Source organism: Lysobacter sp. CA196, from assembly GCF_052078695.1.
In the GTDB taxonomy this organism is placed as follows: Bacteria; Pseudomonadota; Gammaproteobacteria; order Xanthomonadales; family Xanthomonadaceae; genus Lysobacter.
In genome coordinates this window covers 195,482-220,316 of record NZ_JBQJIN010000007.1, presented here as the reverse complement: position 1 = coordinate 220,316, position 24,835 = coordinate 195,482, and the positions used below count along the sequence as shown (strand labels likewise).

The window sequence follows — 24,835 nt, the reverse complement described above, 5'->3', positions numbered from 1 at the left end:
CAGCTACCGGCGGTGTAACCGGCCACGGTCGCTTCGGTCAGGGTGTAGACGCCGGCGCTGACCGGTGCACTGGTCACCGTCGCCGTGCCGCTCACACCGGTGATCGTGGTCGGGCCGGTCGCGGTCAGCGGGAAGTCGCTGATCGTCGCGGTGCCGCCGTTGTCGTTGGTCACCGTCTTGACCAGGGTCAGCGTCGCCGCCTGGTCGTTATTGTTGATGGTGCAGGTCGCGGTATCGCCGAAAGCAAGCGTCAGGCTGTTGGATACGACCGGTGCGCCGCCGTTGACGACACAGCTATAGGTGCTAGCGGTATAACCGCTCGGGCCGCCCGTCTCGGAGAGGGTGTAGCTGCCCGGGCTGACCGGGGCACTGGTGACGGCCGTGGCGCCGGTGGCGCCGCTGATGTTGGTCGGGCCGGCCGCTTGCAGCGTCCAAGCCGTCGCCACCGCGGTGCCGCCGTTGTCGTTGGTGACCGTCTTGACCAGGGTCAGGGAGGCCAGGATCGAGTCGCTGTCGGTCGCGCTGTTGCACGGGGGATTGGCGACGTTGCAGGTCGGATCGGTCACCCCGGTCGGGGGTGTCACGGTCGCGGTGTTGACCGCCTGGGCATGCGCCGGATCCGCGGACAGCAAGAGGGAGGCCGCGAACGCGACCGGCATGATCATGCGACGGCTGAACGCTGTCGCGATGGCTTGGAATTTGGCGATCACGCTGTTTGCTCCCCGATTGCCGCCGTGCCGAGCTCGTTGGCACGCGACGTGTTGCTAGCTAAGTGCTGGATTGCTTCCCCGACCCCGACCCTTCGTCGCCCGATCTGGCGCGACTGCCGTCTGCGTACGTCACAGGCGGCTAACTGGGCTCACCCTTCATATTCGTGAATGGGTCAGCCCTGGTAGGAAGGAAAAACGGACACGGACATGCTCAGTGCGGCTGCAAAAACTGTGCCAGCCGTCTCACTTTTATGAAATCTGAAGATTTCTAAAAGTGGCCTGGTCTGGATGTGCCCCAAAGCGTCACTTTGTTTACGAGCGGCGCCAGTTGGCGCCAGCAGAGGCAAAGTCGGCAGGACAACTGCCTCTCGCCCACGGATGCAGCAGAGCGGCCGGCCGCGGTTGGGCCGGCCTGCGCCGTAATTTGTTTCAGATGAAACTTTTACCCCGGTGCCGCGTCGAGCCATATCCCCTCTCCCCTCTGAGAGTCGTATCGCTGCAACTCGTTAAGAACCCACCAAAGCCCCTGCGCGAAGACGACGCGGTGTCGCCGAAATCGGCAATCGACAGTTAGTGTGCTTCGTAGCTTGCGTTTAACGATCTACTAACCCCAACACCCATTTATGTGACCATAAACACAGATTGCTCTGGAGTCACTGAGTTTCGGAGACCGTCTGTCGGTTACAGCCCCAATTGGCTGAACAGTTGTCAATAACTGAATGAGACGTCTGAATGGTTCAGCTGAGCGACCGGAAGCACCAACAGGTTCCGGGATTCGGTTGGCGCCTCTCCACCGGCGGCATTGGCGGCTGGGGGCTTGGCCCGCTCGGAGATCCGGGCAGTCCCTGATAAAGAGTTCCGTCCGGCTGCCCGGTCCCAGGTCGGCGGCCTCCCTCCCGACCGCTGCGGTCGCGCCTCAGCAGCCGGCCGTGGGTGCCCGCAAGCAGGCAGGCAGACCGGCCGGCCGAGCCCACGGCCAGGAATCGCCCCCATAAAAGCCGCGCTCACAAAAAAGGGCGGCCCAAGGGCCGCCCTTTCACACAACGCAGGAGATCCTGCACCCCGATAGGCGGTATCAGCCGCCGTTCTTGCCGCCGCCGTTGGATTGGACCTTGGCGACATAGGCCTTGTATTCGTCCGGCGTCAGCGCGCCGTTGGCATCGGAATCGGCCTGTTCGAAGACCTGGCCGAGCGCGGGTACGGCCGCGGCCTCGGTCTTGCTCAGGTTGCCGTCCTTGTTGCCGTCGACGTCGGCCCAGCTCTTCTTCTGCGGAGCCGCGGCGGTCGGCTGGGCAGCCGAAGTCGCTGCCGTGTCCTGCGCACCGGTCGCCGCTGCGGCGGCGTCCTCGGTCGGCGGCGTCTGTGCGGCGGTCGCCGATTGTGCGAACGCGAGCGGCGCGGACAGCGAGGCGACCAGGGCCAAGGTACCGATCAGCGACTTGCGGGAAATCTGGTTCATGAGTGTCTCCTGGAATGAGTTTGCTGTACTGCGCGGTCTCGATTGCCGGTGGGGGCTTACCGCACGAGTCCACCTTGCCGCCGCGCTTCTGAACCGATCGACGTGCGCAAGCGTTAAAGCTACGTTGGCTTAACCACATCCGCGGCCGATGCCGTTAGGCCCTCGGCGAAGTGAGCTGCCGGAACGCGGCAAAACGTGACTCGCAGCGCCAATCGCCGGCCCTGCATCGGCCCGCATTCGCTGAACACAACACAACCTTTACGAACGCGGCGGTCAACGCGATCGATGCGCATGTCGTGCAGCCGCACATTCATCGTCCAGCGTCGGTGTCATCCGCGACGCCAGCGCCAGCCGCGGCGGCGTTATGCGCTCGTGGCGAGGAAACGCAGCTCGCGCCGCGCCTGGCCCGGCGCCGCCACGCTCAAACATTGCTCGGCCTCGCGCTCGAGGGCCTCGCGGTCGGCGGCCTTGAGCCGCTTGAAGGGAACGATGGTCAAGCTCGCGCAGCGGGCGTCGCGCTGCAGCTTCCAGGTCCCGGCGACGAAACCGTCGACCAGGATCGTCGCCGCGACCAGGCCGTTACGAGTGAAGATCGAACCCCGCAAGGATTCATCGAAGATGCGCGAACGCTCGGCATGCGACAACAGGACGTTGTCGAACTCGGGCAGCAATCGCGGCGGCGCCGGGATATCCGCGTCGGGGCGCGGCGCATCGGGCAGGTCGAACAACTCGGTGCCGGCTTCGTCGCGAAACACCCGCAACCCGGGGCGCAGGCGCTCGAGGCGTTCGCGCATCGCGGTCAGGCCGGACCAGGTCGTCGCGTCGCGGGCGCTGGCCGGGCCGAAAGCGCCGAGATAACGCAACGCCATCGCGTCGCTCGCATCCTCGTCGGCGCTGTCGTCTATCGATGCGTCCAGCCAATCGATCGCGGTGGCGAAACAGGCCGGCTTGTGCGAGTCCCACAAGCCCGCGGGCGGCACGTGCACCAGGGGCTCGGCGCCGCGCACCAGCAAGGCGAGCTGGTTGGCGTCGTGGTCGGGCCAGTGCGCACTCAGCGCTTCGCCGAGCGCACTCGCGCTGAGCGGTTGCGCGCGCAAGGCCTCGAAACCGGCACGGCGCACCGCCGCCAGTTCCAAACCCTTCAGCGCACGCGCGTGACCGCTCTGCAGCGACAACCGCTGCAACACCGGCTGCAGCACCGGACGCAGTCTTCGGTAATCCTGTGCGCTGACCAGATGCAAGGTGCCGCGCATCATCGTTGCGCGCACCACCTCGCGGGCCTGCATCGCCCGGGTCAAATCGTCGAGGGCGAAATCGCGCAGCCGCGTCCACAACCCGAGATACGGCGGATTGGGCGCCTGCGCCTGCAAGCCGAGCAGGCGCTCGACCATCGCCGGCACGGATTCGCCGTTGCGTTCGAGCAAGGATTGCCGTGCCAGCAGCGCGCGATTGAGCGCACGCACGCTCAATACCTCGGCAGCGGCCTGCCTGGATAGGCCCGAACTCGCCGCGGCCACGCGTTTCGCGCTCGGCACCGTCGTCAAACCGCGCTCGAACGATGAAGCGAGACGATCGCCCGACGCAACGTCAGCGCCATCACGCCTCGTCTTCCGCGTACACCGCCACGTGCGGCTGGCCGTCCTCGTCGAGACTGACCGCGACCACGATCGGCCGGCAGCAGACCTGGCAGTCCTCGATATAGCGCTGGTCGCCGGCGGAATCGTCGATGACCAGATCGATCGGCTCGCCGCAGTAAGGACATTGGACTTCGACGCTCGGCAACATGGCGATGCCCCGGTGACGGACTGCGCATAGCATGGTGCCGGGGCGATTCCTGCGTCCAGTGATTCCTCGTTCCTGACTGCGACAGCGCATCGCGAGCGACCGTTCGTCGCCTGCGCCCGCGCGCTCACTCTGGACTAACCCGCCGCGGCGGAAGCTGATGACGATACGGCCCGGGCTGGCAGCGGCCGCTTGCCGGGCCGATGCGATCGGCGCCCTCAGGCGCCCCATGACGGCATGCGTCCCATCAAGGCGAACCGTCCGCATCCGGAGATGCGCCATGAAGACCCGCCACGTGTTCAGCACGCCCGACCTCGCCACCGCGCAAGCGGCTATGGATGCCGCGCGCGAAGCCGGCGTGCACGACGACGACATCCTGCTGATCGCGCGTTCCGACATCGAACTCAAGTCGATTCCGAACGATCGCAAGGAAGCCGATACCGACCTGATGTCGGCGGCGCTGCGCGGCGCCGGCTACGGCGGTGCCACCGGTTTGCTGGCCGGCTTGCTCGCGGTCGTGATCAGCCCGATCGGCCTGACCATCGCCGGCGCGGCGGCGGCTACCGTGGCCGGCGCCATGGTCGGCTGCTGGGCCTCAGCACTGATGGGCTCGGCCCTGCCCGACCCGATCCGGCGCAAGTTCGACGCGCATATCCAGCAAGGCCGCATCCTGGTGGTGATCGACGGCGACCGCGACCTGCTGCTGCAAGCCGAGGCGCGCGTGCTGCGCAACGCCGTCGGCGCCGAACTGCTGCCGTTCGATTCGCTCAAGGCGTTCGCCTGAGCCTTGCGCGCCGCCGCGACGGCGGCGCGCTCACGACTTCGTAGCGTCCAGGCCTCATTGCCTGCGTGATCGCGTTTGCGAATCGCGGCGGCGACCGCGCGTGCGCCGCGAACTGCCGATCCGGTCGCAAGACCGGCGCTTCTTCGATGGCACTCTCGGCCGGCCTCAAACCCCACGCCTGCCGGACATCGGAGACCCACCATGAACCGCTCGATGCTCTCCCTCGTTTGCTCCACCGCGCTGCTCGGCGCCTTCGCCGCACCGGCCGCCAGCGCCTACGACCACACCAGCGCGGACCACACCAGCGCGAACAGCGCGCCCGAATCGAACAAGGCGCTGCCGTTCACCGCGACCGAAGTCGCGCGCTTCAACGAACCCTGGGCGATGACCTTCCTGCCCGATGGCCGCCTGCTGGTCACCGAGAAGCGCGGCGTGCTCAAACTGCAAACCATCGGCGGCAGCGCGCGCACGGTCAGCGGCGTGCCCGCGGTGGCCTATGGCGGCCAGGGCGGCTTCGGCGACGTGATCCTGCATCCGCAGTACGCGACCAACAAATACATCTACATCAGCTACGCCGAACGCGGCAGCACCAGCGGTACCGCCGGTGCCACGGTCGCGCGCGCCAAGCTCAACATCAGCTCGACCAGCGCTTCGCTGAGCGAGCTGCGGGTGATCTGGCGCCAGCCGAAAGTCAGCGGCAGCAATCACTACGGCCACCGCCTCGCCTTCGGCCCCGACCGCAAGCTGTGGATCACCTCGAGCGAGCGGCAGAAATTCGATCCGGCCCAGGACCTCAACTCCCCGCTCGGCAAGGTCATCCGCCTCAACGACGACGGCACCGTGCCCACCGACAATCCCTTCTACGGCCGCGGCGGCGTCGCCGCGACGGTGTGGTCGTACGGCCATCGCAACCTGCTCGGCATCGCCTTCGATGCGCAGAGCAAGCTGTGGATCCACGAAATGGGGCCGAAGGGCGGCGACGAACTCAACCTGATCGAACGCGGCTCCAATTACGGTTGGCCGCTGGTGTCGCAAGGCGATCACTACGACGGCACGCCGATCCCGCGCCACAGCACGCGCCCGGACCTCAACGCGCCGGAAGCCTGGTGGACGCCGGTGATCGCACCGGCCGGCTTCATCATCTACTCCGGCACTCGCTTTCCGGCCTGGGCCGGTAACGGCCTGATCGGCGGCCTGGCCTCGCAGGCGCTGATCCGCGTGCGCTTCAGCGGCAACACCGCCGCCGAGGCCGAACGCTATCCGATGGGCAAGCGCATCCGCGAAGTCGAGCAAGGCCCGAACGGCGATGTCTGGCTGCTCGAAGACGGCACCAACGCGCGCTTGCTGCGGTTGACCCCGCTGTAAGCATCGGCGAGGCGCCTGCCACGCTCTCTCCCGACCACGGGAGAGGGCGATGGCCTCACTGCGCGGCTCTCAACACCGGTTTGCGGGTGCCCAGGGCGAGTTGATAGCGCTGGTGCAAGGCCTGCACCTTGGCGATGTATTCCTGGGTTTCTCGGTACGGCGGCACGCCGCCATAGCGGGTCACCGTACCGATGCCGGCGTTGTAGGCCGCCGCGACCAGCATCAGGTCGCCCTTGTAGCGCCGCATCAAAGCCTTGAGATGGCGTGCGCCGGCATTGATGGATTCGCTCGACGAGAACGGGTCGAGCACGCCGTATTCCTTGGCCGTCTCCGGCATCAGCTGCATCACGCCCTGCGCGCCCTTGGACGAAACCGCCTTGGCGTCGAAGCCGCTCTCGGCATGGGCGATCGCGCGCAACCAGGCATCGTCGACGCCGCTGGCCTTGGCCGCGGAACGGAACTGCGCCGGGAATTTGTCGAGCTGGGCCTTGCCGACCTTGCCCAGCCCCGGATGCGCGGGCTCGCCGGGCGGCGTTTCCACGGTGAAGCCCATCACCCTCACCGAACCGGGCAGCTTGCGCGTGCTGTAGACAGTCTTGCCGTCCTGCTGGCGCTCGTAGAGGTTGCCGTTGATCACGCCCATCTCGCCCCACAGATTGGGCAGCTTGGCGACGTTGTCGTCGAACTCTTTGGCGACGCAGCGCGAGCCGGGTTCGGGCGCGGTGGCGAGGCTGACGGTGCCGTCGCGCACGCAACGGTACACGGTGCGCGCCTGCGCGCCCGCGGCCAGCGCCAACAGGACGACGGCAGCGACGACACGCAGGGCGGCGGGTGGACGGGCGTTCATTCGCCGCGATTCTAGGCCCGCCGGCGACCCGCGCCAGCGCCGAAGGTCAGGTCGGCGGCGCTGGGTTCACGATTGCCAAGATCGCGTTCAGCCAAGAACCCCGGCTCACTCGCGCGATCACCCGAGCGACCCAAGCCGGCGCAACAGAAAGGGCGGCCTCGCGGCCGCCCTTCTGCGTTGGCGGGGGACGGCCATCGTTCGCGATGGTCGTCGTCCCGGAATCAGGTGCCCGAACCGTCTCCGCTCGCCGGCGGAGCGGCCGCATCGGCCGGGGCGGCTTCGGCCGCCGGTGCGCTCGATGCCGCCGGCGCGTCGGTGGTCTCGCCCTTGCTGGCGCAAGCGGCCAGGCCGAGCACGCTGATGGCGGCCAGGCCGTACAGTGCGGTGCGAATGGTGGTCTTCATGGATGCGGTTACCTCCGGTGTCGTGTGAATCGAATCGATCGGATCGGTTGAATCGTCGTTGCTGCAACGCGTGCCGTGTTTCGTAGGCACGGACTGCACACTGCCGTCATCGGCATGAACGAAAACGCGGCCCGAAATCCCGCCGCTACGTTTCTTTAACCAGCCCGCCGGCGATACGCGTTAGGCGCGGCCCGATGAACCGGCGAAAACGTGCGTTAGGCCTCATTCGCGGCCTCGGCGATGGCGCGACGGTGACTGAACGCAACAAAACGTTTACGAACACGGCGCGCGTTGGGCACGATCCGGCGCAACTCGACGCATCTCCATCGCAAGGTCGGGCTTGCGCACATCGGCCGGACACCGGCGCGGCCCTGCCCAGCCTGCTTATGCGCTGCGCGCCGGCCGACATGCCGCAGTGCGGATTGAAAGCGGCAGGCCGCAGGCACTAAGGTGCGACGACATCGGCGCCGCATGCGGTCCGCCGCACCGCCACCGAGCGAGGGGAACCACCGTTTGAGCCAGCCGACGCCGCACGCGCCCGTTTCGTCCTCGCCCGCCGCCGCTGCGGCCCTTGCTCCGGACGACGGGCGCCCCGGCACCGTCCGCGCCGTCAGCCGCTGGCAGATCGTCGGCCTGTCCATCAACGACGTGATCGGCAGCGGCATCTATCTGTTGCCGGCCACCGCCGCCGCCCTGCTCGGCCCAGCCAGTCTGTGGGCGGTGTTGCTGGCCGGATTCGCGGTGGCCCTGTTGGTGCTGTGCTACGCCCAGGCGGCGAGCTATTTCGACCAACCCGGCGGCGGCTATCTCTACGCCCGCGAGGCCTTCGGCCCCTTCGCCGGTTTCGAGGTCGGCTGGATGCTGCTGGTCACGCGCATCTCGACCGCGGCCTCGCTGAGCAACGGCCTGGCCGAGGCGGTCGGGCTGTTCTGGCCGGCCGCCAAGGGCGGCGTCGCCCGCGTGGCGGTGGTCGCCGGCTCGCTCGCCCTGCTGGTACTGATCAACGTCATCGGCGTGCGTACCGCGGCGCGGGCCGGCGTCGCCCTGGCGATCGGCAAGCTGCTGCCGCTGCTGTTGTTCGTCGCCATCGGCGCGTTCTACTTCGATGCCTCGCTGTTGTCCTCAGACACGCCGATGCCGATGGACCACCTGGGCGAGGCCGCGTTGTTGCTGCTGTTCGCCTATGCCGGCTTCGAGAACCTGCCCGCGGCCGCCGGCGAGTACCGCAATCCGCGCCGCGACGTGCCGTTCGCGCTGCTGACCATGATCGTTCTGGTCACCATCATCTACTTCACCGTGCAACTGGTCGCTCTGGGCACCTTGCCGGGCATCGCCCAGTCGTCGAGCCCGCTCGCCGAAGCCGCCGCGCATTTCAGCGGCACCGGGCTGGCTCTGGTGCTGACGGTCGGCGCGGCCATCTCGATCCTCGGCACCAACAGCAATACGGTGATGATGGGCCCGCGCTATCTGCTGGCCTTGTCGAAGGACGGCTACGGCCCGCGCGCCCTGTCGGCGATCCATCCGCGCTTCCACACGCCGGCGCGAGCGGTGGTGCTGCTCGGCGTGGTCGCGCTGGCACTGGCCCTGACCGGTTCGTTCCAGCAACTCGCCCTGCTCTCGGTGGTGGCGCGCCTGTGCACCTATATCGGCACCGCGGTGTCGGTGCTGGTGCTGCAGAAGCGCCACGGCAAGAGCGAAGGCGCCTTGCAACTGCCGGGCGGCCCGATCATCCCGATCGCGGCGATCGTGCTGTCGCTCGGCCTGCTCGCCAGCGCCAGCACCGCGAACCTGATCGCCGCGGCGATCGCGCTCGCGGTCGGCGCGGTGATCTACAAGTTCCGGCGCAAGCCGGAGGCCTGAAACACAGGCATTGGCGCAGACGCAAGCACGCCGGCGGTTCGCCGCCGGCGCAGCGAAACAGCCCGGGTGCGAAGCAAGAACCCCGCCGCGACATCGGAAGGGGACAGCGAAAGCAGCGCTTGACCTCGATATTACTTGAGGTTTTAAGCTGCCCGGCATGTTCCCCAACCACCGACCTGCATGTACCCCACCATCAAACTCGCGTTGATCTACGGCAGCGCGCGCGAGGGCCGTTTCTGCGACGTCGTCGCCGAATGGACCCAACGCCATGTCGACCGCCACGGCGGCTTCGAAACCGTCCGCATCGATCCTGCCGATTGGCCGCTGTCCGGCCGCGTGCTGCGCCAGGACGAAGCGCAGCTGCAGCAACTGCGCCAACGCCTGCACGCTGCGGATGCCTTCGTGATCGTTACGCCCGAATACAACCACGGCTACCCGGCGCCGTTGAAGGCGCTCATCGACGCCTGCTACGAACCCTGGCAGGCCAAGCCGGTCGCCTTCGTCAGTTATGGCGCGAGCTCCGGCGGCCTGCGCGCGATCGAGCAACTGCGCCAGGTCTTCGCCGAGCTGCACGCGGTGACCCTGCGCGACAGCGTCAACCTGGTCAGCGCCTGGCGTCAGTTCGGACCCGACGGCGAGCTGCACGAACCGCAAGCCGCGGGCCAGGCGATGACGACCATGCTGTCGCGGCTGAGCTGGTGGTCGCGGGCGCTGCGCGACGCGCGTTCGGCCACGCCGTACGAGGCGGCGGCCTGAGCCCGCTCAACGCAACGGCGGCGCCGGCGGTGGCATGGGCGCGCCGTCCGGCAACTGCATGAGCTGGCGTTGCAGATCGAACAGAATCGCGGCATCGCCCGCTTGCCATTCGCGCGCTTCGTTGGCGCGGAAACGGCGATGGAACGCCGCAAGCGCCGCCCCCGGGTCGCGCAGGTCGTAGCCGACCAGGCGCAGCGCCGCCCAGGCATCGAAGCTCGGCGGCGGTTCGACCAGCGTGGCGCGCGGCCACAGGCCGAAACCGGCCTCGGCCAGGCGCTGCCACGGAAACAACACGCTCGGGTCGGTCTTGCGCGTCGGCGCGAGGTCGCCGTGGGCGACGATGGCATGGCGCGGAATGTTCAAGCGCCGGGTCAGATCGTCGAGCAAGCGCAGCAGACTGTCGATCTGGGCCTGCTCGAACGGCTCGCTGCCGTCGTTGTCGAGTTCGATGCCGATCGAGGCCGAATTGAGGTCGCTGGTTTCGCCCCAACTGCCGGCGCCGGCATGCCAGGCGCGCATGCTGTCCGCGACCAGTTGGTAAATGCGCCCGTCGGCGCCGATCAGGTAATGGGCGCTGACCCGCCCCTGCGAATTACGCGTCTGCAGGGTCACCAAGGCGCGCTCGGCGCTTTCCATCTGGGTGTGATGCAGCACGATCAGCTGCGCACCGCGTTCGTTGTAGTTCGGCGAGCCCTGCCACTGCGCGAGCGGGTTGTGCGGCGGCGTGGTCGCGCAGGCGCTCAAGGCGAGGATCAGCGCTACGGCGCACGAATGCAGCGGACGGCGATAGGGCAAGGGCACGCGGTGGCGCTCGTGAAGCGATCGATGCGTCGATGATCGCGCGAGCCGGCGACCGCGGGCAAATGCGCAGGCCTGTAATCGATGCGATCCATCTCGAGGCGGTCGCCTGTTCATCCGCTGCGGTCCGCGCTTTGGTGACCGGTTCGCCAGAACGCCGGCAGCGCCGCGCCTACAGTGGCCGCCGGCACGGGCACTCGCCCGCGCCACGGGGCGCCGGCCCAGCACGCCGCGCGGCCCGGGAAGATTCGCCACGATAGTTCGCCACAGCAGGAGGATCATGCATGAAGCGCAAAGGTTTCAGACTCGTCGCCGCCTTCGCCCTGGCCGCATTCGGCTTCGGTTTCGGCATCGCCCAGGCGTCCTCGTCGGCGCCTGCCGACCAGGCCCTGTGCAGCTACAAGATTTGCCAGGACCGTTGCGGCGGCATGCCCGGGTGGTACCCAGGCAACGGCCAGCCTTGCCGCTGCTGCGATTGAGCCCGGCATAGCGACTGACGTAAGCGATTGACGCAAGCGCCTGCCGCGCGGGTCGATCCGCGCGGCAGGCGGCCGGTTACATCGTCGGCCGGCCCTGCTGGCGCAACATCTCCACATTCTGGTTACGCGCTTCTTGTTCCGCGCGGCGTTGCGCCGCGGTCTTGCACACACGCTCGACCCGGTTGCTGCCGATCGGCCGTATACGCTCGCAGACCAGCTTCTCCTCACCGCTGCGCGCCGCTTGCGCGATCCAGGCCAGGTCGCCGTGCGCGCCCTCGCGCTCACTCTCGCTGAGGTCCTCGTAACGGCGGCCTTCGAGCAGCTTGAACAAGCGCTCCTGGCGCGTCGCCAGTTCGCGGCGGGCGTTGGCATCGAGCCCGCCATAGGCGCCCTTGCCGGTCTCGACTTCGGTACGGATCTGCTTCTGCTGCTCCAGCACGCCCTGTACTTCGAACGGTGCCCGGTCGGGCGATGCCGTGGCCGCCGCGCAAGCCGCGGCCAGAATCAAGGTCGATAGAATCTTTCGCATGGTCCCTTATGCCTCGTCGATAGCGGCACGAACGCCGCATGGCGGCGAACCGTCCGGTTCGCTCGCCCGTCATGGATGGTCGATGCCGGCGCCGTCGCAGTTCCGACGACCGGCGTCCCGATCCTAATCGGGACGCCGGGCACACTCCATAGACTTTCGACCTAGGCGATTGTCCTAATCGGGCGATTCAATCGGCAATCCGGACCGGCTCAGGGTTTCAGCCAGTTGTTCGACACCGCCAGCATCGACAGCAGCTTGACGCTGTCGCCGTAGTAGTCGCTGGGGCCGCTGGCGACGGTATAGCTCCACAGCTTGTCGAGCCAGGCCTGGCCATCCGGGTCGACGGTCGCGGCGACCGCGAACGGCGCGGTGAAGAACATGCTGTTGTAGTTCTCGACCACCTGGCCGTCGAGGCGATAGCCGCTGCGCACGCGGTTGGGGTCGTTGCCGGCCTTGACCCGGATCCATTGGCTCAGCTTGCGCGCGGCGGTGCGCGAGCGGCTGTCGCCGCTGACCGCCGCGTCGATACCGATCCGCCACGGCACCCGCCCGGCGTTCCAGGAGTAATACCCATCGGTGTCGGCTTCGAGGAAGTTCGCCGGCGCCGGCTTCGCGGTGGTATTGGTGTTGACGATGAAATCCGGCACCAGGCCGGTGTTCGGCGCGTAGCTGCTCTGCATCTTCGACAGCAGGGTCTGGTGCGCGCCGAGCACGCCGGTCCAGTAGCTGTCGCCGAGCTTGCTGGCGAACGAGCGGAAATGGCCGAGCATCCAGTCGGAACTGCGGGTGGCGTAGTAATGCTTCGGCGTATCGGTGCTGACCCAGTCGCCGAGGTTGACCAACTTGGTGGTGGGGTTGACGTTGCTGCGGCGGATCGCGGCGATCACCTTGCGCGCTTCGGCGGCGTAGTTGATCGCGCCGCTCGAACCCCATTGCAGGTCGGCCAGCAGCAAGGCGTAGGCGATATCGAGATCGCCGTCGGTGGCCGAGTCCGGGTCGAGGATGTTGTGGCAACTGGCGTTCTGCGCCCAGGCCAGCAAGTCGCCGTCGTTGGCGCTGGGATGGCCGCGGTTGTAACGGTGCAGGCCGTCGAACAAGGCCTGCGCCTGCGGGTCTTCGCCGGCCATCATCACCGTGATCAGCATGCCGTAACCCTGGCCTTCCGAGACCACGTAGGCGTCGTCGGTATCGGCCTTGACCCGGTACTCGCCGGCCTTGCAGGCCGGGATGAGGTAACGCTGCTTCCAGGTGCGATAGAACGAGGCGGTGGACTGATCCGCGGCGGCGCGGCCGACGCTCGGGCTCAGGGTGCCGCCGACATAAGCCTGGCGATGACTGGCGAAAGGAAAGTTGGGTGCGGCCGCGGCCGAGAGCGCAGTGGTGGTGGCGACGGCGAGGGCGAGCGATTGCAGGCAGCGTCGCAGCGAGGGGCGGCGCGTCGTCTTCGTGTGCACGGACATGGGTGTCTCCGAAGGTGGGGAACGATGGCCTTGCGGGAACCGCGCGCGCTTCGCCATTCGCCGCCCCGATGCGCCGGTGCGGCGTGGTTTTTGTTCGACAAGCGGATCGAATGCGGGCGCGGCGGCGTTGCGCGTCCGCCGATGCGCGATGCACCGCGCCGGACGCAGAACGAGGCTAGCGCGCGGTGCAGCGCAGCATTCGTTCAGACGTGACCGCACGCGTGAATGCGGCGGGCCGGCTTCGCAGATCGACGATGGTCGTAGGCCTACAGATAACTCAGCCAGCGATCGCGACGCCGCGCCTTGACTCCGGCGAACCAGCGCGACAGCGGATACAGCGCCGCCAGCACGCCGAGCCAAAGCCCGAACACCACCGGCAGGCTTACCCCCCAGCCCGATTCGGCGATGCGCCCGGCATTGCCGAGGATGCCGACGAACACCGTCGCGGGAATGCCGCTGGCGACGCCGATCAGCAAGGCCAGGCCGTGCACGAGATAGATATGCAGCAGATAGGTGAACAAGGGCGTGCGGCCGAACGCGAGCAGCACGCGCCGTAGCCAGCCCGAGCCATGCTCCAGCGCCACCATCAGCAACAGCGACAGACCTAGCGTGACCAAGGCATACAACAGCGAAGGCGGATATTTGGAGACATTGACGAAGGCCATCGCATCGAAGAGCGGGTCGGCCTGACGCTGCCACGGCGAGGGATCGCCGAAGCCGGTGCCGGCGCGCAGGATCGCGAACGCCGCCAGCATCGCCAGCGCAACCACGGCAATGACGCGGCGGCGGCGCGGCGCATCGAGCAGGAACAGCGGGCCGAGACCATAGCCCAGGCAGAGGATGCCGACCCAGGGCAGCGCCGGATAGGCGACGAAGCCCTCGATGCCGGGCACCGCGCCGGGCCGCATCGCCAAGGTCCACAACGGCGCCAGCGCGCCCCACCGGCCGGCATCGAAACCCGCGAGCAGCCCGTGCCCGGCGACGACGGCGATGCCGAGCGCGAGCACCGCCGTGCGCGGCAGCCAGATCAAGGCCGCCATCGCCACCATGCCGATGCCGATCGCCCAGATCACCTGCAGGAACAGGAACGGCCAGACGAAGTTGAAGCCGAACACGATCACGGTCAATTCCAGCGCGATCAGCCACAGGCCGCGAGTGAGCAGAAACCACGATTGCGCCGGACGCGGATAAGCGCCGCCGGCCTGTTGCAGGAAGATCGACACGCCGGCAAGCAGGACGAAACTCGGCGCGCACAGATGGGTGACCCAGCGGGTCGCGAACAGCAGCGGCGTGGTCTTGGCGAGGTCGGTTGGGCTGAACACGAACGCCTGCCAATGAAAGTAGTCGCGCACGTGGTCGAGCACCATCAACGCGATCACCAGTCCGCGCAGCGCATCGACCATGTCCAGGCGCGGCATGCCGAGGCGGGTCAGGCCGAGAGCGGACGCGGACGCATCGGCGGCGGGCCGATCCGGTGCGGCGACTGCGGGCAGCGTGCTCGGCATGACGGCGGCTTCCGATGGCCTGGCCGCGAGCATAACGCTTGCGCGGGCTCGCAAGCGGTGCCGCCCAGACCGCTGCCGCCGCCGTGCACGGCGCCATGATGGCGCCGGGACGGCCCAGCTCGCCCCGGGTCGGGCTTATTCCTTGCGGATGGCGTGGCCGCCGAATTCGTTGCGCATCGCCGCCAGCAGTTTGTCGGCGAAGGAGTCCTTGTCGCGCGAGCGCAGGCGTTCGAGCAACGAAGCGGTGATCACCGGCGCCGAAACGTTGAGGTCGATCGCTTCGGCCACGGTCCAGCGGCCTTCGCCGGAGTCCTCGACATAGGGCGCGATGCCGTCGAGCGAGGGGTTCTTGGCCAGTGCGTCCGAACTCAGGTCGAGCAGCCACGAACGCACCACGCTGCCGTGCCGCCAGATCTCGGCGACCTGGTGCAGGTCGAGGCCGAAATCGTCCTTGCGGCCCATGATCGCGAAGCCTTCGGCATAGGCCTGCATCAGGCCGTACTCGATGCCGTTGTGGACCATCTTGGTGAAGTGCCCAGCGCCGCTCGGCCCGACCCGGCCCCAGCCGCGATCCGCCGCGGGCGCCAACGTCTCGAAAATGGGGCGCAGGCGTTCGACCGCGGCCTCGTCGCCGCCGATCATCAGGCTATAGCCTTCCTTGAGGCCCCACACGCCGCCGCTGGTGCCGGAGTCGAGGTAATGCAGACCGTGCTCGGCGAGCTGGGCGGCGCGCCGCATTGTGTCCTTGTAGTTGGAGTTGCCGCCGTCGACGACGCTGTCGCCCGGAGCGAGCAGCGGCAGCAGTTCGGCCAGGGTCGCATCGACCACCGCGCCGGCCGGCACCATCAGCCAGACCGTGCGCGGCGCCGGCAAGGCGGCGATCAGCGCGCGCAAGGATGCGGCCGCTTCGATGCCGCGTGCCGCGGCCTGTTCGCGCGCCGCCGGACCGGGGTCGAAACCGACCACGCGATGTCCGCCGCGTACGAGTCGTTCGGCCATGTTGGCGCCCATGCGCCCCAGACCGACCATGCCCAGATCCATGATGTCTCCTTTGTCTTGTGCGAACCGCCGACGAATACGGCGACCGAGTGGGGGCCGACGCGCGACCGAGGTCGCGCACGGATCGACGCTATTGTCCCCTCTCCGGTGGAGTCGGGTGTGATCGTCCACAAGATGGTCGCAAACCCGCATGCCGCAATCGCAGCCCACGCAACGGATCGATCCAATGCCGGCACCTACGCCGACACCTAAGCCGACACGGACCTATCGCATCGGACCGGCCCGCCTGCTCGGCCGCTAGTCCTTGGTCTTCGCCCGTTCGCGCATCTGCATCGCCTCGAACACCGCGATCGCCGGCGCGGTCGGCTGGTCGATGGGGATATCGTGCGAGCTGTTTTCGATGATGACCCGCTTGCCCAGGCGGGTGGTGCCGATCAGCGCGGTGTGGGTCTGTTCGCGGGCCGCAACCAGCGACTGCTGATCTTTCGGCGAGGCGCCCGGATAGGGCCGGTCGGCGCTCAGCACCAGCACCGGCTTACCGTCGTGGCGCTCGCTCTTCGGCACCGGCCCGTCGTACAGCGCCCCGCGCCGTTCCGAGGCCGAAATCAGCCCGTCCCAGAACGCCTGCTTGGAGCGCCAACCCAGGATCGCCGCGTTCAAGCGCTCGCTGTAGTTCGGATTCGGCCCGCGCAGACAGGACTTGAGTTCGGCCGGCGGCGTCGCGGTCAAACGGCCGTCGCGTGCGCCTTGTTCGCAGACCCGGTACATCGCCAGCATCTTCGGCGCGATCTCGGCCTCGCGCTGGGCATAGCCGGGAGAAAATTCGGCGACGTTCTGCACCGGCGGGTCCACCAGCACCAGCGCCGCTACCTGTTTGGGATAGCGCTCGTCGAAACGGCGCACCACCTGGCTGCCGTAGGAATGGCCGATCAGGATCAGCGGCGTGTCGAGGTCGGCGGCCTCGATCAGGGCATGCAGATCGGCGACGTCGGCGTCGAGGTCGCGCGGCAGCGGTCCAGCATCGCTGTAACCGACACCGGCGCGGTCGTAGGCGCAGACGCGGTTGCGCTCGGCGATCAGCGGCTGCGCCTTGGCCCAGGTCATCGAATCGGCGGCGAAACCGGCTTCCAGCAAGACCGTCGGCTCGCCCTGGCCACTGCAGCGCAGGTTGAGATGGCGGCCCTTGCCGATCTCCACCCGTTGCGCCGGCTCGGCATAAACGTCCAGAGCCGGATCGGGAACCGCTTTCGATGTCGCAACCGGCGGCGGCGCATCGGCCGCGCCGGCCGTGCAGGCCATCGTCAACAACAGTGCCGTCGCCAGCTTGCCGCAGATCTTGTTCGGACTGCTCATTACCGCCCTCGCCTTCGGTCAATGAAGCGGCGATGGTAAGCAGGAGTGCGCTGCAGCGAGAGGGAGGCCGGCGCGACCGAGACAGATGCGATTCAGTTCCGCAGCCCTGCCCGGACCCGCCGACGGCAGCTGCAGAAAATATTTTCGCGAACGTGTCGATCCCGCCGTCGCCGGTTCGTCGTCATTACAAGAGCGCGGTCTTGCGACACACGGTACGGCACCGGACGGCCGCCGCTTTCCCATAACGACATCCCCAGGAGATACCGCCATGCGCTTCATGATGCTGATGATTCCGAAAGGTTACGAAACCGCCGCGGCCGGCACCATGCCGAGCGCCGAAGCGGTCGAGGCGATGATGGCCTACAACCGCGAACTGCAGCAGGCCGGCGTGTTGATCGCGCTCGACGGCCTGCACCCGCCGTCGATGGGCGCGCGGGTCAGCTTCGCCGGCGGCAAGCCCAAGGTCACCGACGGCCCGTTCCCGGAAGCCAAGGAAGTGCTGGGCGGCTACTGGATCATCGACGTCGCCTCGCGCGAGGACGCGATTGCCTGGGCCACCCGCTGTCCCGGCGCGGACCACGAAACCATCGAGGTGCGCCAGGTCATGACGATGGAAGACTTCCCCGCCGACGTGCAGCAAGCCGCCGCAGGCTTCGAGCAACTGCAGAGCGCACTTCCTGAGAGCCGCGCTTCCTGAGAGCCCGCCCTTTCACTCTATCCAGGCCACCTTCATGTTCAAGATCATCCTGCTCGTCATCGCCGCCGTCCTCGTCGTGTTTGCGATCGTGGTCGCCCTGCAACCGTCGAACTTCCGCATCACCCGCAGCATCGTGATCAACGCGCCGCCGGCGGCGGCCTTTACCCAGGTCGAGGATTTCCGCCGCTGGACGGCGTGGTCGCCATACGAGAAGCTCGACCCCAACCTGCAACGCAGCTACCTGGGCCCGGCCGTCGAAGGCGCGATCTACGATTGGGTCGGCGACAACAATGCCGGCGAAGGCTGCGCGACGATTCTGGAAAGCCGGCCCGGCGAACGCGTGCGCATCGAGCTCGCCTTCCGCAAACCGTTCCAGGCCATCAACCTCGCCGAGTTCGCCTTCCGGCCGGTCGGCGACCAGACCGAGGTCACCTGGTCGATGAGCGGCGAGCGCAACTTCCTGTTCAAGGCGTTCGGCTTGTTCATGAACATGGACAAGATCGTCGGCGCTCAGTTCGAGGACGGCCTCAGGCAACTCAAGGCCGTCGCCGAAAGCCAACCGCGCGGGTGAATCGCAACGACCGGGTTGATCAACCGAAAACTTCAGCGAAGGCCGCAGCGATGCGGCCTTCGTCGTTGTGCGAGAGGATCGGATCGAGCCCGGATATCGAGCCCGAACACCGAGTCCAGATCAGGCGACCTCGCGGCCCGCGCCGGCTTGCCAGATCAGATACCAGTCTTCGGCATCGAGTTCGATCGACAGCGCCGCCACCGCATCGCGCAGCCCCTGCACGCGGCCGCTGCCGGTGATCGGCCACGGCCGCGACGGATGCCGCAGCAACCAGGCATAGGCCATCGTCGCCACCGAGACGCCATAGCGCTCGCCGAGCGCGGCCAACACCTCGTGCACGCGCATGGCCTGGGCGTCGCCCTGGCCGAACAAGCGTCCGCCGCCGAGCGGCGACCAGATCATCGGCCGTATCCCGAGGGTCTGGCATTGGTCGAGCGTGCCGTCGTCCAGCGCCGCCAGATGCAGCGGCGAGAGTTCGATCTGGTGGGTCGCCAGCGAATGCCGCGAGTGCAGCAGCGCCAGTTGCGACGGCGAATGGTTGGACACGCCGACCTGCAACACCTTGCCGGCCGCCTTGAGCTCGTCGAAGCAGCGGCCGAGCGCATCGGCGTCCATCAGCAGGTCGGGGCGGTGGATCAACAACAGGTCGAGGTAATCGGTGCGCAGTGCGCGCAATGAATTCTCGACCGAAGCCACCACATGCGCAGGCGAGGTGTCGTAGGACTTGACCCGGTGCGACGGGCGCTGCGCCGAAGTCAGCTTGATCCCGCACTTGCTGACGATCTGGATACGCTCGCGCAATCCGGGACTCGCCGCCAGGGCTTCGCCGAACAAGGCCTCGACGCCGTAGTCGCCGTAGATGTCGGCGTGGTCGAAGCTGGTGATGCCGAGATCCAGGGCCGCGCCGATCCAATGCAGGCGTTGCTGGACATCGAAGTTCCACTCGGCCATGCGCCAGGCGCCGGCGACGATCGGAGACAGGAACGGATCCGGATGGGACATGGGCGGGGGCCGAAGTCGAAAGACCCCAGTCTAGGGTGTCGCCCGCGGCGGCAGAAGCCCGCGTCGCAGCGGCGATCAGGCCGGCTGGCGTTCGCTCAACTCGCCCGCGCGCGCATGGACCGCGTCGAACACCGCCTCCAGGCCCGGATGGACGCCGCGCACACCGGCGACGACCTGCGCCGACCAATCGAAATACGCCTGCTTGCGCTGCGCCGGCCAGTCCGCCGGCGGTTGCGCAAGCAGATCGCGCAGGTTGCAGATCTTGTCGGCCAGCTTGATCAGCCGGGCCTCGCGCGACAAGTGCGGCGCGTGTTCGATCTGCAGGCGCTTGCGCTCGGCCTTGGGCAGGGATTTGTCGTCGCTGACTTCCAGCACGATGGCGGCGACGCGTGCGCCGAACAGCGCTTCGATCTCGGCCGCACTGGTCTCGGTGTCCTCGACCGTGTCGTGCAGCAAGGCCGCGCACAAAACCGTCGTATCGTCGATGCCGCCTTCGTTGGCCAGCACGTCGGCCAGGGCGATGGGATGATTGATGTAAGGCGAAGCCTCGGCATCGCGGCGGCGCTGATGGCGGTGGCGCTCGGCCGCGAAAGCGGCGGCGCGGATCAGTAATCCATGGGTCGTGTGCATGAGCTGCTCCTTGCAAGTCTCCGTGCAGCGCTCCGCGCCACGCAGCATCGGCTGCACGGCAACAAGCGGCGAGAATTGGAGAGGGGGGCGACGGGTCGTTCGCGGGCTGCGAACCGGCACGGCCGCCGCGGCCATTATAGACCGCTGCGGCCGCACCGTTCCCGGTGTCTTTCGCGACGGGGACCTCGGTGCCTCTGCTACGCTTACACCGCGACTGCGGCGAGCGCCTCGATCTCGAACAGCATGCCGTCCAGCGCCAGCCTCGGCACCGGGATCAGGGTGCAGGTCGGGCGATGCTCGCTGCCGAAGGCCGCGGCCAGCTCGGCGCCGAATACGTGCAGCCGGGCCTCGCTGTGATCGACGATCAACACGGTCAGCTTGACCACGTCCGACGACGATGCGCCGGCCGACGCCAGGGCGGTGACCAGGTTGCTCATGGCCTGACGCACTTGTGCCCGGAAATCGTCGGCAAGAGCGCCGTCGGCGGTCTCGCCGCCCTGCCCGGCGACGAACACCCAGCGCACCGCACCGGCGACTTCGGCCACGTGCGAGTAACCGTTGGGAGCGGGATCATAGAGACCGGCCGGGTTGCTGAGTACGAGGGCCGGCTTCGGGTTTGCAGCGTTCATTGCGATTCCTTCGATGTGGGGTTATCGAGCTGAGGCCGGTCGCCGCCATATTCAATGCAACGGCCGATGCGTCGGTTCGACGCGCTCTATATCCATGACGATCCACTGCATCGGGCCTGTGACATCGCAGGCGGGTCGCCACTCGGCTTATCTCGGCAGCGTGATCATCGGCTTGCACCGGCGGTTGACATCAGCGAAGCACGCGCGTTATCCGCCCCCTTTGACAAAGGGGGCTCACGCCCGAGATGCACGAAGCCCGATGAACTGGTGCGATGAGGATTTGCTTTGCACGATGAGATGAAAGCAAGAGCAAGAGCGAATCCCCCTGCCGCCCTTTTTTCAAAGGGGGAGGGAGTGGGGGACGTGGGACTGCGGTCTGCCTCAGCAAGAAGCGTCGCCAACGCAAGCCTGTATCCCGACCGGCAGGCTCAAGGCCTGTCGCCGACAGCTAAGGCGAAGCCTTCGTCGACCCAGCCAGTGACGCCGCCGCTCATCAGCTTCACCGCCAGCCCGAGCTCGGCGAGCCGGACCGCTGCGCGCGCCGCGCCGTTGCAATGCGGGCCGGCGCAATAAACCACGAACAGGGTCGAAGACGGGTACGCGCTCATCTTCGAGGCGATGATCTTGCGGTGCGGCAGGCTGATCGCACCGGGCAGATGGCCCTTGGCGTAAAGCTCGGGGCTGCGCGCGTCGATCAGGACGAAACCCGGCGCGCCCGATTGCAAGGCTTCGTGGGTGTCCCAGCAATCGGTCTCGAAGGCGAACTGTGATTGGAAGTGCTGCAAGGCCAGCTCGGACGCGGCGGCGGGGATCTCGGTGACGGCGTTGCGCATGGCGGGTTCCAGGAAACGAGGGGGGGGGGGAGGTGCAGCCATTGTCGGCGCGGCCGGTGCCGGCCACTATTGGCAGGAATGCCAAGCATCGATCAGATCATGCCGAAGTCGAAACCCCGCTCCGGACCGGCCGATCCGCGCGTCGCTGTGCTCGCCTACGACGGACTGTGCGCGTTCGAATTCTCTTGCGCCGCGGAGGTGTTCGGCTTGGCGCGGCCCGAGCTCGGCGCGGGCTGGTACCGCTTCGAGACCTGCGCCGCGCAACGTCGTCCTTTGCGCGGCCAATACGGGCTGAAGATTTCCGCCGATGCCGGGCTGGATCGACTGGTCCGCGCCGGCACCGTCGTCATTCCCGGCTGGAGTTCGATCGATGCACCGGTGCCGGCGCCGATTGTCGCAGCCCTGCGCGAAGCGCATGCACGCGGCGCGCGCCTGTTGTCGATCTGCTCGGGCGCGTTCGCGCTCGCCGCGACCGGGCTGCTCGACGACCGCCGCGCGACCACGCACTGGCGCTACGTCGACGCGCTGCGCGCACGCTATCCGCGCATCCGTGTCGACCCCAATGCCTTGTACGTCGACGAAGGCACGCTGCTGACCTCGGCCGGCAGCGCCGCCGGCCTGGACCTGTGCCTGCACCTGGTGCGTCGCGACTGGGGGACGAAGATCGCCAATCACGTCGCCCGGCGCCTGGTGATCCCGCCGCATCGCGAGGGCGGCCAGGCGCAGTACATCGACCGCCCGATCGAGCGCGAGGCCGGCAACGCGCTCTCGCCCTTGCTCGAACGCATGCGCAAGCAGCTCGCCGAGCCGCTGCCGGTGGCGGTGCTCGCCGGCATGGCCGCGATGAGCGAGCGCAACTTCATGCGCCGCTTCAAACAGAGCACCGGCATGACCCCAGCCGACTGGCTGATCCAGGCGCGCGTCGACCGCGCGCGCGAACTGCTCGAAACCACCCGCCTGGCGATCGACCGCATCGCCGGCCGCACCGGCTTCGGCAGCGCCATCACCATGCGCCATCACTTCCGCCGCAAACTCGGGCTGAGCCCGCGCGATTACCGCGAACGTTTCGCCCGCGACGCTGCATCGGCGTCGAATCGGTAAGTCGCCCTCGCCCGCCGCGCTAGTCGCGCAAGGCGTCGGCCGCCTCGAGCCAAGAGCGCAAGCCCGCACAGTCGCGGTAGCGCAGGCCGTGGGCGCCGAGCTCCACCGCGGCGGCGACGTTGTCCGCGTCGTCGTCGACGAACAAAGCCTGCCGCGCCTCGACGCCGGCGCGGGCGAAGGCGGCGCGAAAGATCTCCGGCTCCGGCTTGATCATGCCGAGCTCGCTGGAATTGACCACGGCGTCGAAGCGTTCGCTCAGGCCGAGGGTCTGCAGATCGCGCGCCAGTCGCGTGGTCGCATTGCTGACCAGCACCAGACGCAGATCGGGGCGGCAGGCGTCGAGCAAGGCCATGACCTCGGTGTCGAGCTGTCCGCAGGGCTGCGACCACTGCCCGACCGCGGCCTCGGCCGCGCTGCCGGGATAGGTCGCGCGCAAGCGCTCGGCCACCTGTTCGCGCCATTGCTCGTCGGTGATGCGCCCGGCCAAGGCCTGGTCCAACAAGGCAGGGACGAAGGCGATGCGGCGCAGGCTGCCGACCGGCAGGCCGTGGGCGATCTCGATCGCGTCGTCGCAGTCCGGCCACTGCCGCAGCACACCGTCGAAATCGAGCAACAACACCCGATAGCGCGGATTGGGGAGCGTAGCCAGCTCGTCGTGACTCATGCCGCGATCTTGCCCAAGCCCACAACGAAAGTCAGCCACGCCGAAAGTCAGCCGCAACCGAACACAGCCGCGCCGATCAATGGCCCGCCTTGTGCGCCTGGATCTGCCGCGACAATGCCTGCTCGAAGGCGCGCCCCTCGTCCAGGCGGCGGTCGATCTCGGCCATCGGCCACCAACGCCCCTGGGTGAACACGCCGGCGATCTTGGCGACATTGTGGATGTCGGCGAGCGGATCGGCGTCGAGCAAGACGAGGTTGGCGCGTTCGCCCTCGCGCACGGCGCCGCTGCCGGCCTTGGGGTCGAACAGACGGTGCGCGTTGATCGAGGCCGCGCGCAGCACGTCGATCGGGCGCAGGCCGACCTCGCGCAGCTCGATCATCTCCTGCTGCACCGACACGCCGAAGGCCAAGCCCGGCAGGGACGCATCGGTGCCGACCGTCAGCGGCACGCCACGCTTCCACAACTGGCGAGTCAGCACGCGGGCGAAATCGTAGCCGGCCGAGAACGTATCGGCGCCGTCCTGGTCGCGGAAGGCCTGGCTCAGATAACGATTGGCCGGCGGCGCCCAGTCGAGGCGGGTGACCGGATCGACGCGCGTCGCCCAATCGCCCGGCACCGGCGGCACCGCACGCTGCACGTACATGCCGACGATGGTCTTGAGCGTCACCAGGGTCGGTGTGACCGCGATCTTGCGCTCGGCGACCGCATCGGCAAGCGCGTCGAGATCCTGCGGCGACAGATCGCTGCCGATGCGCGCGAAACGGGTCAGCTCTTCGCTGTGAGCGATGTTGTCCATCGGATGGGCGAAAGCGAAGGCGCGGTCGGCGCAGCTCGCGCAGCCCAGCTCGGGCAGATGGCCGGTAGTGACCATGCCCTGGCGCCGGGCTTCGTCGACGACCGCGCGATAGGTCTCGCGATTGAGGAATTGATAGGGCTTGATGAAGTCGTAGCCGCGCTCGCGCGCCTGGCGCACCGCCGCAGCACCGTCGGCCGCGGTGGTCGGCGCCTCCGGCTTCGACGCCGGTACCGTGGAGGCCGGCTGCAGCGCGACCGCGACGCGCGGGCCATTGATGCGCTTGCCGACATACAGCTGCGGGCCGGCGATGCGGCCGGCGGCGATCTCCCCGCGCAGCCACAGCAGGTCTTCGTCGCTGCGCGCGCTGCCGCCGAGGTTGGCCGCACCGGTCACGCCGGCCTTGAGGAAGCCGAGCATCACCTGGCGGTCGTAACCGTGTGCCTGGCCCAGCTCGAGCGTGGAGATCACCGGGTCCTTGCTGTCGCGGATCGCGCCCTCGGTGGCGATGTGCACGTGCGCATCGACGAAGCCGGGCACCAAGTACTTGCCGCGTCCGTCGATGATCGTCGCATCGGCATCGCTCACTGGCGCCTTCGCGCCCGGCGCCAGAATCCGCACGATGCGGCCATCGCGGATCAGCACGTTGCGGTGCCTCAGTACTTCGTCGGTATCGGCCGGGATCACGCTGACGTCGGCGACCAGCCAAGCGCCGGCCGCAGACGCCGCATCCGCGGCCGGACTTTGCGCGCCCAGGGTCAACGCCAACAGGTAAGCGATCATTCCCGACTCCTGACTCGATCTCGTGCCGATGGCCCTCGACGA

The 24,835-nt window shown here is 67.8% G+C and carries 25 protein-coding genes and 1 pseudogene; 8 read left to right on the top strand and 18 right to left on the bottom strand.

Annotation, left to right across the window (positions count from 1 at the left end; all coding sequences use genetic code 11):
* The 4 genes and pseudogenes from ACTOWK_RS09520 to ACTOWK_RS09505 all read right to left on the bottom strand — a co-directional run.
* Positions 1-710 (bottom strand): annotated as a pseudogene (locus ACTOWK_RS09520) (hypothetical protein); the annotation flags it as partial.
* Positions 711-1,785: 1,075 nt separating this feature from the next.
* Positions 1,786-2,169, bottom strand: coding sequence for an EF-hand domain-containing protein (locus ACTOWK_RS09515; protein WP_441329927.1), 384 nt, complete (start codon positions 2,167-2,169; stop codon positions 1,786-1,788).
* A gap of 362 nt (positions 2,170-2,531) precedes the next feature.
* The gene (locus ACTOWK_RS09510) at positions 2,532-3,704 is read right to left on the bottom strand and encodes a winged helix DNA-binding domain-containing protein (RefSeq protein WP_441329930.1); all 1,173 of its coding nucleotides are present in this window, start codon (positions 3,702-3,704) and stop codon (positions 2,532-2,534) included.
* A 61-nt stretch (positions 3,705-3,765) separates the two neighbouring features.
* Positions 3,766-3,954: a CPXCG motif-containing cysteine-rich protein gene (locus ACTOWK_RS09505; protein ID WP_031371973.1), complete on the bottom strand. Its 189-nt coding sequence runs from the start codon at positions 3,952-3,954 to the stop codon at positions 3,766-3,768.
* Between the two features lie 277 nt (positions 3,955-4,231).
* Between ACTOWK_RS09505 and ACTOWK_RS09500 the strand changes: the two genes are divergently transcribed.
* Together ACTOWK_RS09500 and ACTOWK_RS09495 are read left to right on the top strand one after the other, a co-directional pair.
* On the top strand, positions 4,232-4,735 hold the full coding sequence (locus ACTOWK_RS09500; protein ID WP_031371974.1) for a hypothetical protein: 504 nt from the start codon (positions 4,232-4,234) through the stop codon (positions 4,733-4,735).
* Positions 4,736-4,936: 201 nt separating this feature from the next.
* Entirely contained in the window at positions 4,937-6,100 is a 1,164-nt protein-coding gene (locus ACTOWK_RS09495) for a PQQ-dependent sugar dehydrogenase (protein WP_441329926.1), read from the top strand.
* Positions 6,101-6,155: 55 nt separating this feature from the next.
* Here the strand turns inward: ACTOWK_RS09495 and ACTOWK_RS09490 are convergent, their stop codons facing one another.
* Positions 6,156-6,947: a lytic transglycosylase domain-containing protein gene (locus tag ACTOWK_RS09490; protein WP_441329925.1), complete on the bottom strand. Its 792-nt coding sequence runs from the start codon at positions 6,945-6,947 to the stop codon at positions 6,156-6,158.
* Between the two features lie 221 nt (positions 6,948-7,168).
* Positions 7,169-7,351 carry a hypothetical protein gene (locus ACTOWK_RS09485; RefSeq protein ID WP_057916776.1) on the bottom strand — a complete coding sequence of 61 codons (183 nt, stop codon included), beginning with the start codon at positions 7,349-7,351 and terminating at the stop codon, positions 7,169-7,171.
* 624 nt (positions 7,352-7,975) lie between these two features.
* Between ACTOWK_RS09485 and ACTOWK_RS09480 the strand changes: the two genes are divergently transcribed.
* The gene (locus tag ACTOWK_RS09480; RefSeq protein WP_237051788.1) at positions 7,976-9,211 is read left to right on the top strand and encodes an APC family permease; all 1,236 of its coding nucleotides are present in this window, start codon (positions 7,976-7,978) and stop codon (positions 9,209-9,211) included.
* Between the two features lie 180 nt (positions 9,212-9,391).
* A complete protein-coding gene (locus ACTOWK_RS09475) occupies positions 9,392-9,967 on the top strand; it encodes an NADPH-dependent FMN reductase (RefSeq protein WP_441329924.1) in 576 nt (191 codons plus the stop codon).
* A gap of 6 nt (positions 9,968-9,973) precedes the next feature.
* Here ACTOWK_RS09475 and ACTOWK_RS09470 read toward each other — a convergent pair whose 3' ends face one another.
* Positions 9,974-10,768, bottom strand: coding sequence for an N-acetylmuramoyl-L-alanine amidase (locus tag ACTOWK_RS09470; protein WP_441329923.1), 795 nt, complete (start codon positions 10,766-10,768; stop codon positions 9,974-9,976).
* Positions 10,769-11,049: 281 nt separating this feature from the next.
* Here ACTOWK_RS09470 and ACTOWK_RS09465 point away from each other — a divergent pair, with 281 nt between their 5' ends.
* Positions 11,050-11,244 (top strand): hypothetical protein, encoded by a 195-nt coding sequence (locus ACTOWK_RS09465; protein ID WP_441329922.1) that lies wholly within the window; start codon positions 11,050-11,052, stop codon positions 11,242-11,244.
* Positions 11,245-11,320: 76 nt separating this feature from the next.
* On the opposite strand, the gene ACTOWK_RS09460 is transcribed toward ACTOWK_RS09465, so the two are convergent.
* The 5 genes from ACTOWK_RS09460 to ACTOWK_RS09440 form a co-directional block, all read right to left on the bottom strand.
* Positions 11,321-11,773, bottom strand: a complete 453-nt coding sequence (locus ACTOWK_RS09460) for a hypothetical protein (RefSeq protein WP_441329921.1) — start codon at positions 11,771-11,773, stop codon at positions 11,321-11,323.
* Between the two features lie 209 nt (positions 11,774-11,982).
* Positions 11,983-13,233, bottom strand: a complete 1,251-nt coding sequence (locus ACTOWK_RS09455) for a glycosyl hydrolase family 8 (RefSeq protein WP_441329920.1) — start codon at positions 13,231-13,233, stop codon at positions 11,983-11,985.
* Between the two features lie 266 nt (positions 13,234-13,499).
* Positions 13,500-14,738, bottom strand: a complete 1,239-nt coding sequence (locus ACTOWK_RS09450) for a DUF1624 domain-containing protein (RefSeq protein ID WP_441329919.1) — start codon at positions 14,736-14,738, stop codon at positions 13,500-13,502.
* Between the two features lie 135 nt (positions 14,739-14,873).
* A complete protein-coding gene (gnd, locus tag ACTOWK_RS09445) occupies positions 14,874-15,779 on the bottom strand; it encodes a phosphogluconate dehydrogenase (NAD(+)-dependent, decarboxylating) (RefSeq protein ID WP_441329918.1) in 906 nt (301 codons plus the stop codon).
* A gap of 255 nt (positions 15,780-16,034) precedes the next feature.
* On the bottom strand, positions 16,035-17,090 hold the full coding sequence (locus ACTOWK_RS09440) for an alpha/beta fold hydrolase (RefSeq protein WP_441329917.1): 1,056 nt from the start codon (positions 17,088-17,090) through the stop codon (positions 16,035-16,037).
* A 268-nt stretch (positions 17,091-17,358) separates the two neighbouring features.
* Between ACTOWK_RS09440 and ACTOWK_RS09435 the strand changes: the two genes are divergently transcribed.
* A complete protein-coding gene (locus tag ACTOWK_RS09435; protein WP_441329916.1) occupies positions 17,359-17,787 on the top strand; it encodes a YciI family protein in 429 nt (142 codons plus the stop codon).
* A 34-nt stretch (positions 17,788-17,821) separates the two neighbouring features.
* The gene (locus tag ACTOWK_RS09430) at positions 17,822-18,358 is read left to right on the top strand and encodes an SRPBCC family protein (RefSeq protein ID WP_441329915.1); all 537 of its coding nucleotides are present in this window, start codon (positions 17,822-17,824) and stop codon (positions 18,356-18,358) included.
* A 120-nt stretch (positions 18,359-18,478) separates the two neighbouring features.
* On the opposite strand, the gene ACTOWK_RS09425 is transcribed toward ACTOWK_RS09430, so the two are convergent.
* The 4 genes from ACTOWK_RS09425 to ACTOWK_RS09410 form a co-directional block, all read right to left on the bottom strand.
* Positions 18,479-19,360 carry an aldo/keto reductase gene (locus ACTOWK_RS09425; protein ID WP_441329914.1) on the bottom strand — a complete coding sequence of 294 codons (882 nt, stop codon included), beginning with the start codon at positions 19,358-19,360 and terminating at the stop codon, positions 18,479-18,481.
* Positions 19,361-19,435: 75 nt separating this feature from the next.
* A complete protein-coding gene (locus tag ACTOWK_RS09420) occupies positions 19,436-19,990 on the bottom strand; it encodes an HD domain-containing protein (RefSeq protein WP_441329913.1) in 555 nt (184 codons plus the stop codon).
* Between the two features lie 203 nt (positions 19,991-20,193).
* Positions 20,194-20,619: a RidA family protein gene (locus ACTOWK_RS09415; protein WP_441329912.1), complete on the bottom strand. Its 426-nt coding sequence runs from the start codon at positions 20,617-20,619 to the stop codon at positions 20,194-20,196.
* Between the two features lie 428 nt (positions 20,620-21,047).
* Positions 21,048-21,452, bottom strand: coding sequence for a rhodanese-like domain-containing protein (locus ACTOWK_RS09410; protein ID WP_441329911.1), 405 nt, complete (start codon positions 21,450-21,452; stop codon positions 21,048-21,050).
* Between the two features lie 99 nt (positions 21,453-21,551).
* On the opposite strand from ACTOWK_RS09410, the gene ftrA reads away from it, so the two are divergent.
* Entirely contained in the window at positions 21,552-22,553 is a 1,002-nt protein-coding gene (gene ftrA / locus ACTOWK_RS09405; protein ID WP_441329910.1) for a transcriptional regulator FtrA, read from the top strand.
* 19 nt (positions 22,554-22,572) lie between these two features.
* Here ftrA and ACTOWK_RS09400 read toward each other — a convergent pair whose 3' ends face one another.
* Positions 22,573-23,217 carry an HAD family hydrolase gene (locus tag ACTOWK_RS09400; RefSeq protein WP_441329909.1) on the bottom strand — a complete coding sequence of 215 codons (645 nt, stop codon included), beginning with the start codon at positions 23,215-23,217 and terminating at the stop codon, positions 22,573-22,575.
* Positions 23,218-23,293: 76 nt separating this feature from the next.
* Positions 23,294-24,793: an amidohydrolase family protein gene (locus ACTOWK_RS09395; protein ID WP_441329908.1), complete on the bottom strand. Its 1,500-nt coding sequence runs from the start codon at positions 24,791-24,793 to the stop codon at positions 23,294-23,296.
* Between the last annotated feature and the right edge of the window lie 42 nt (positions 24,794-24,835).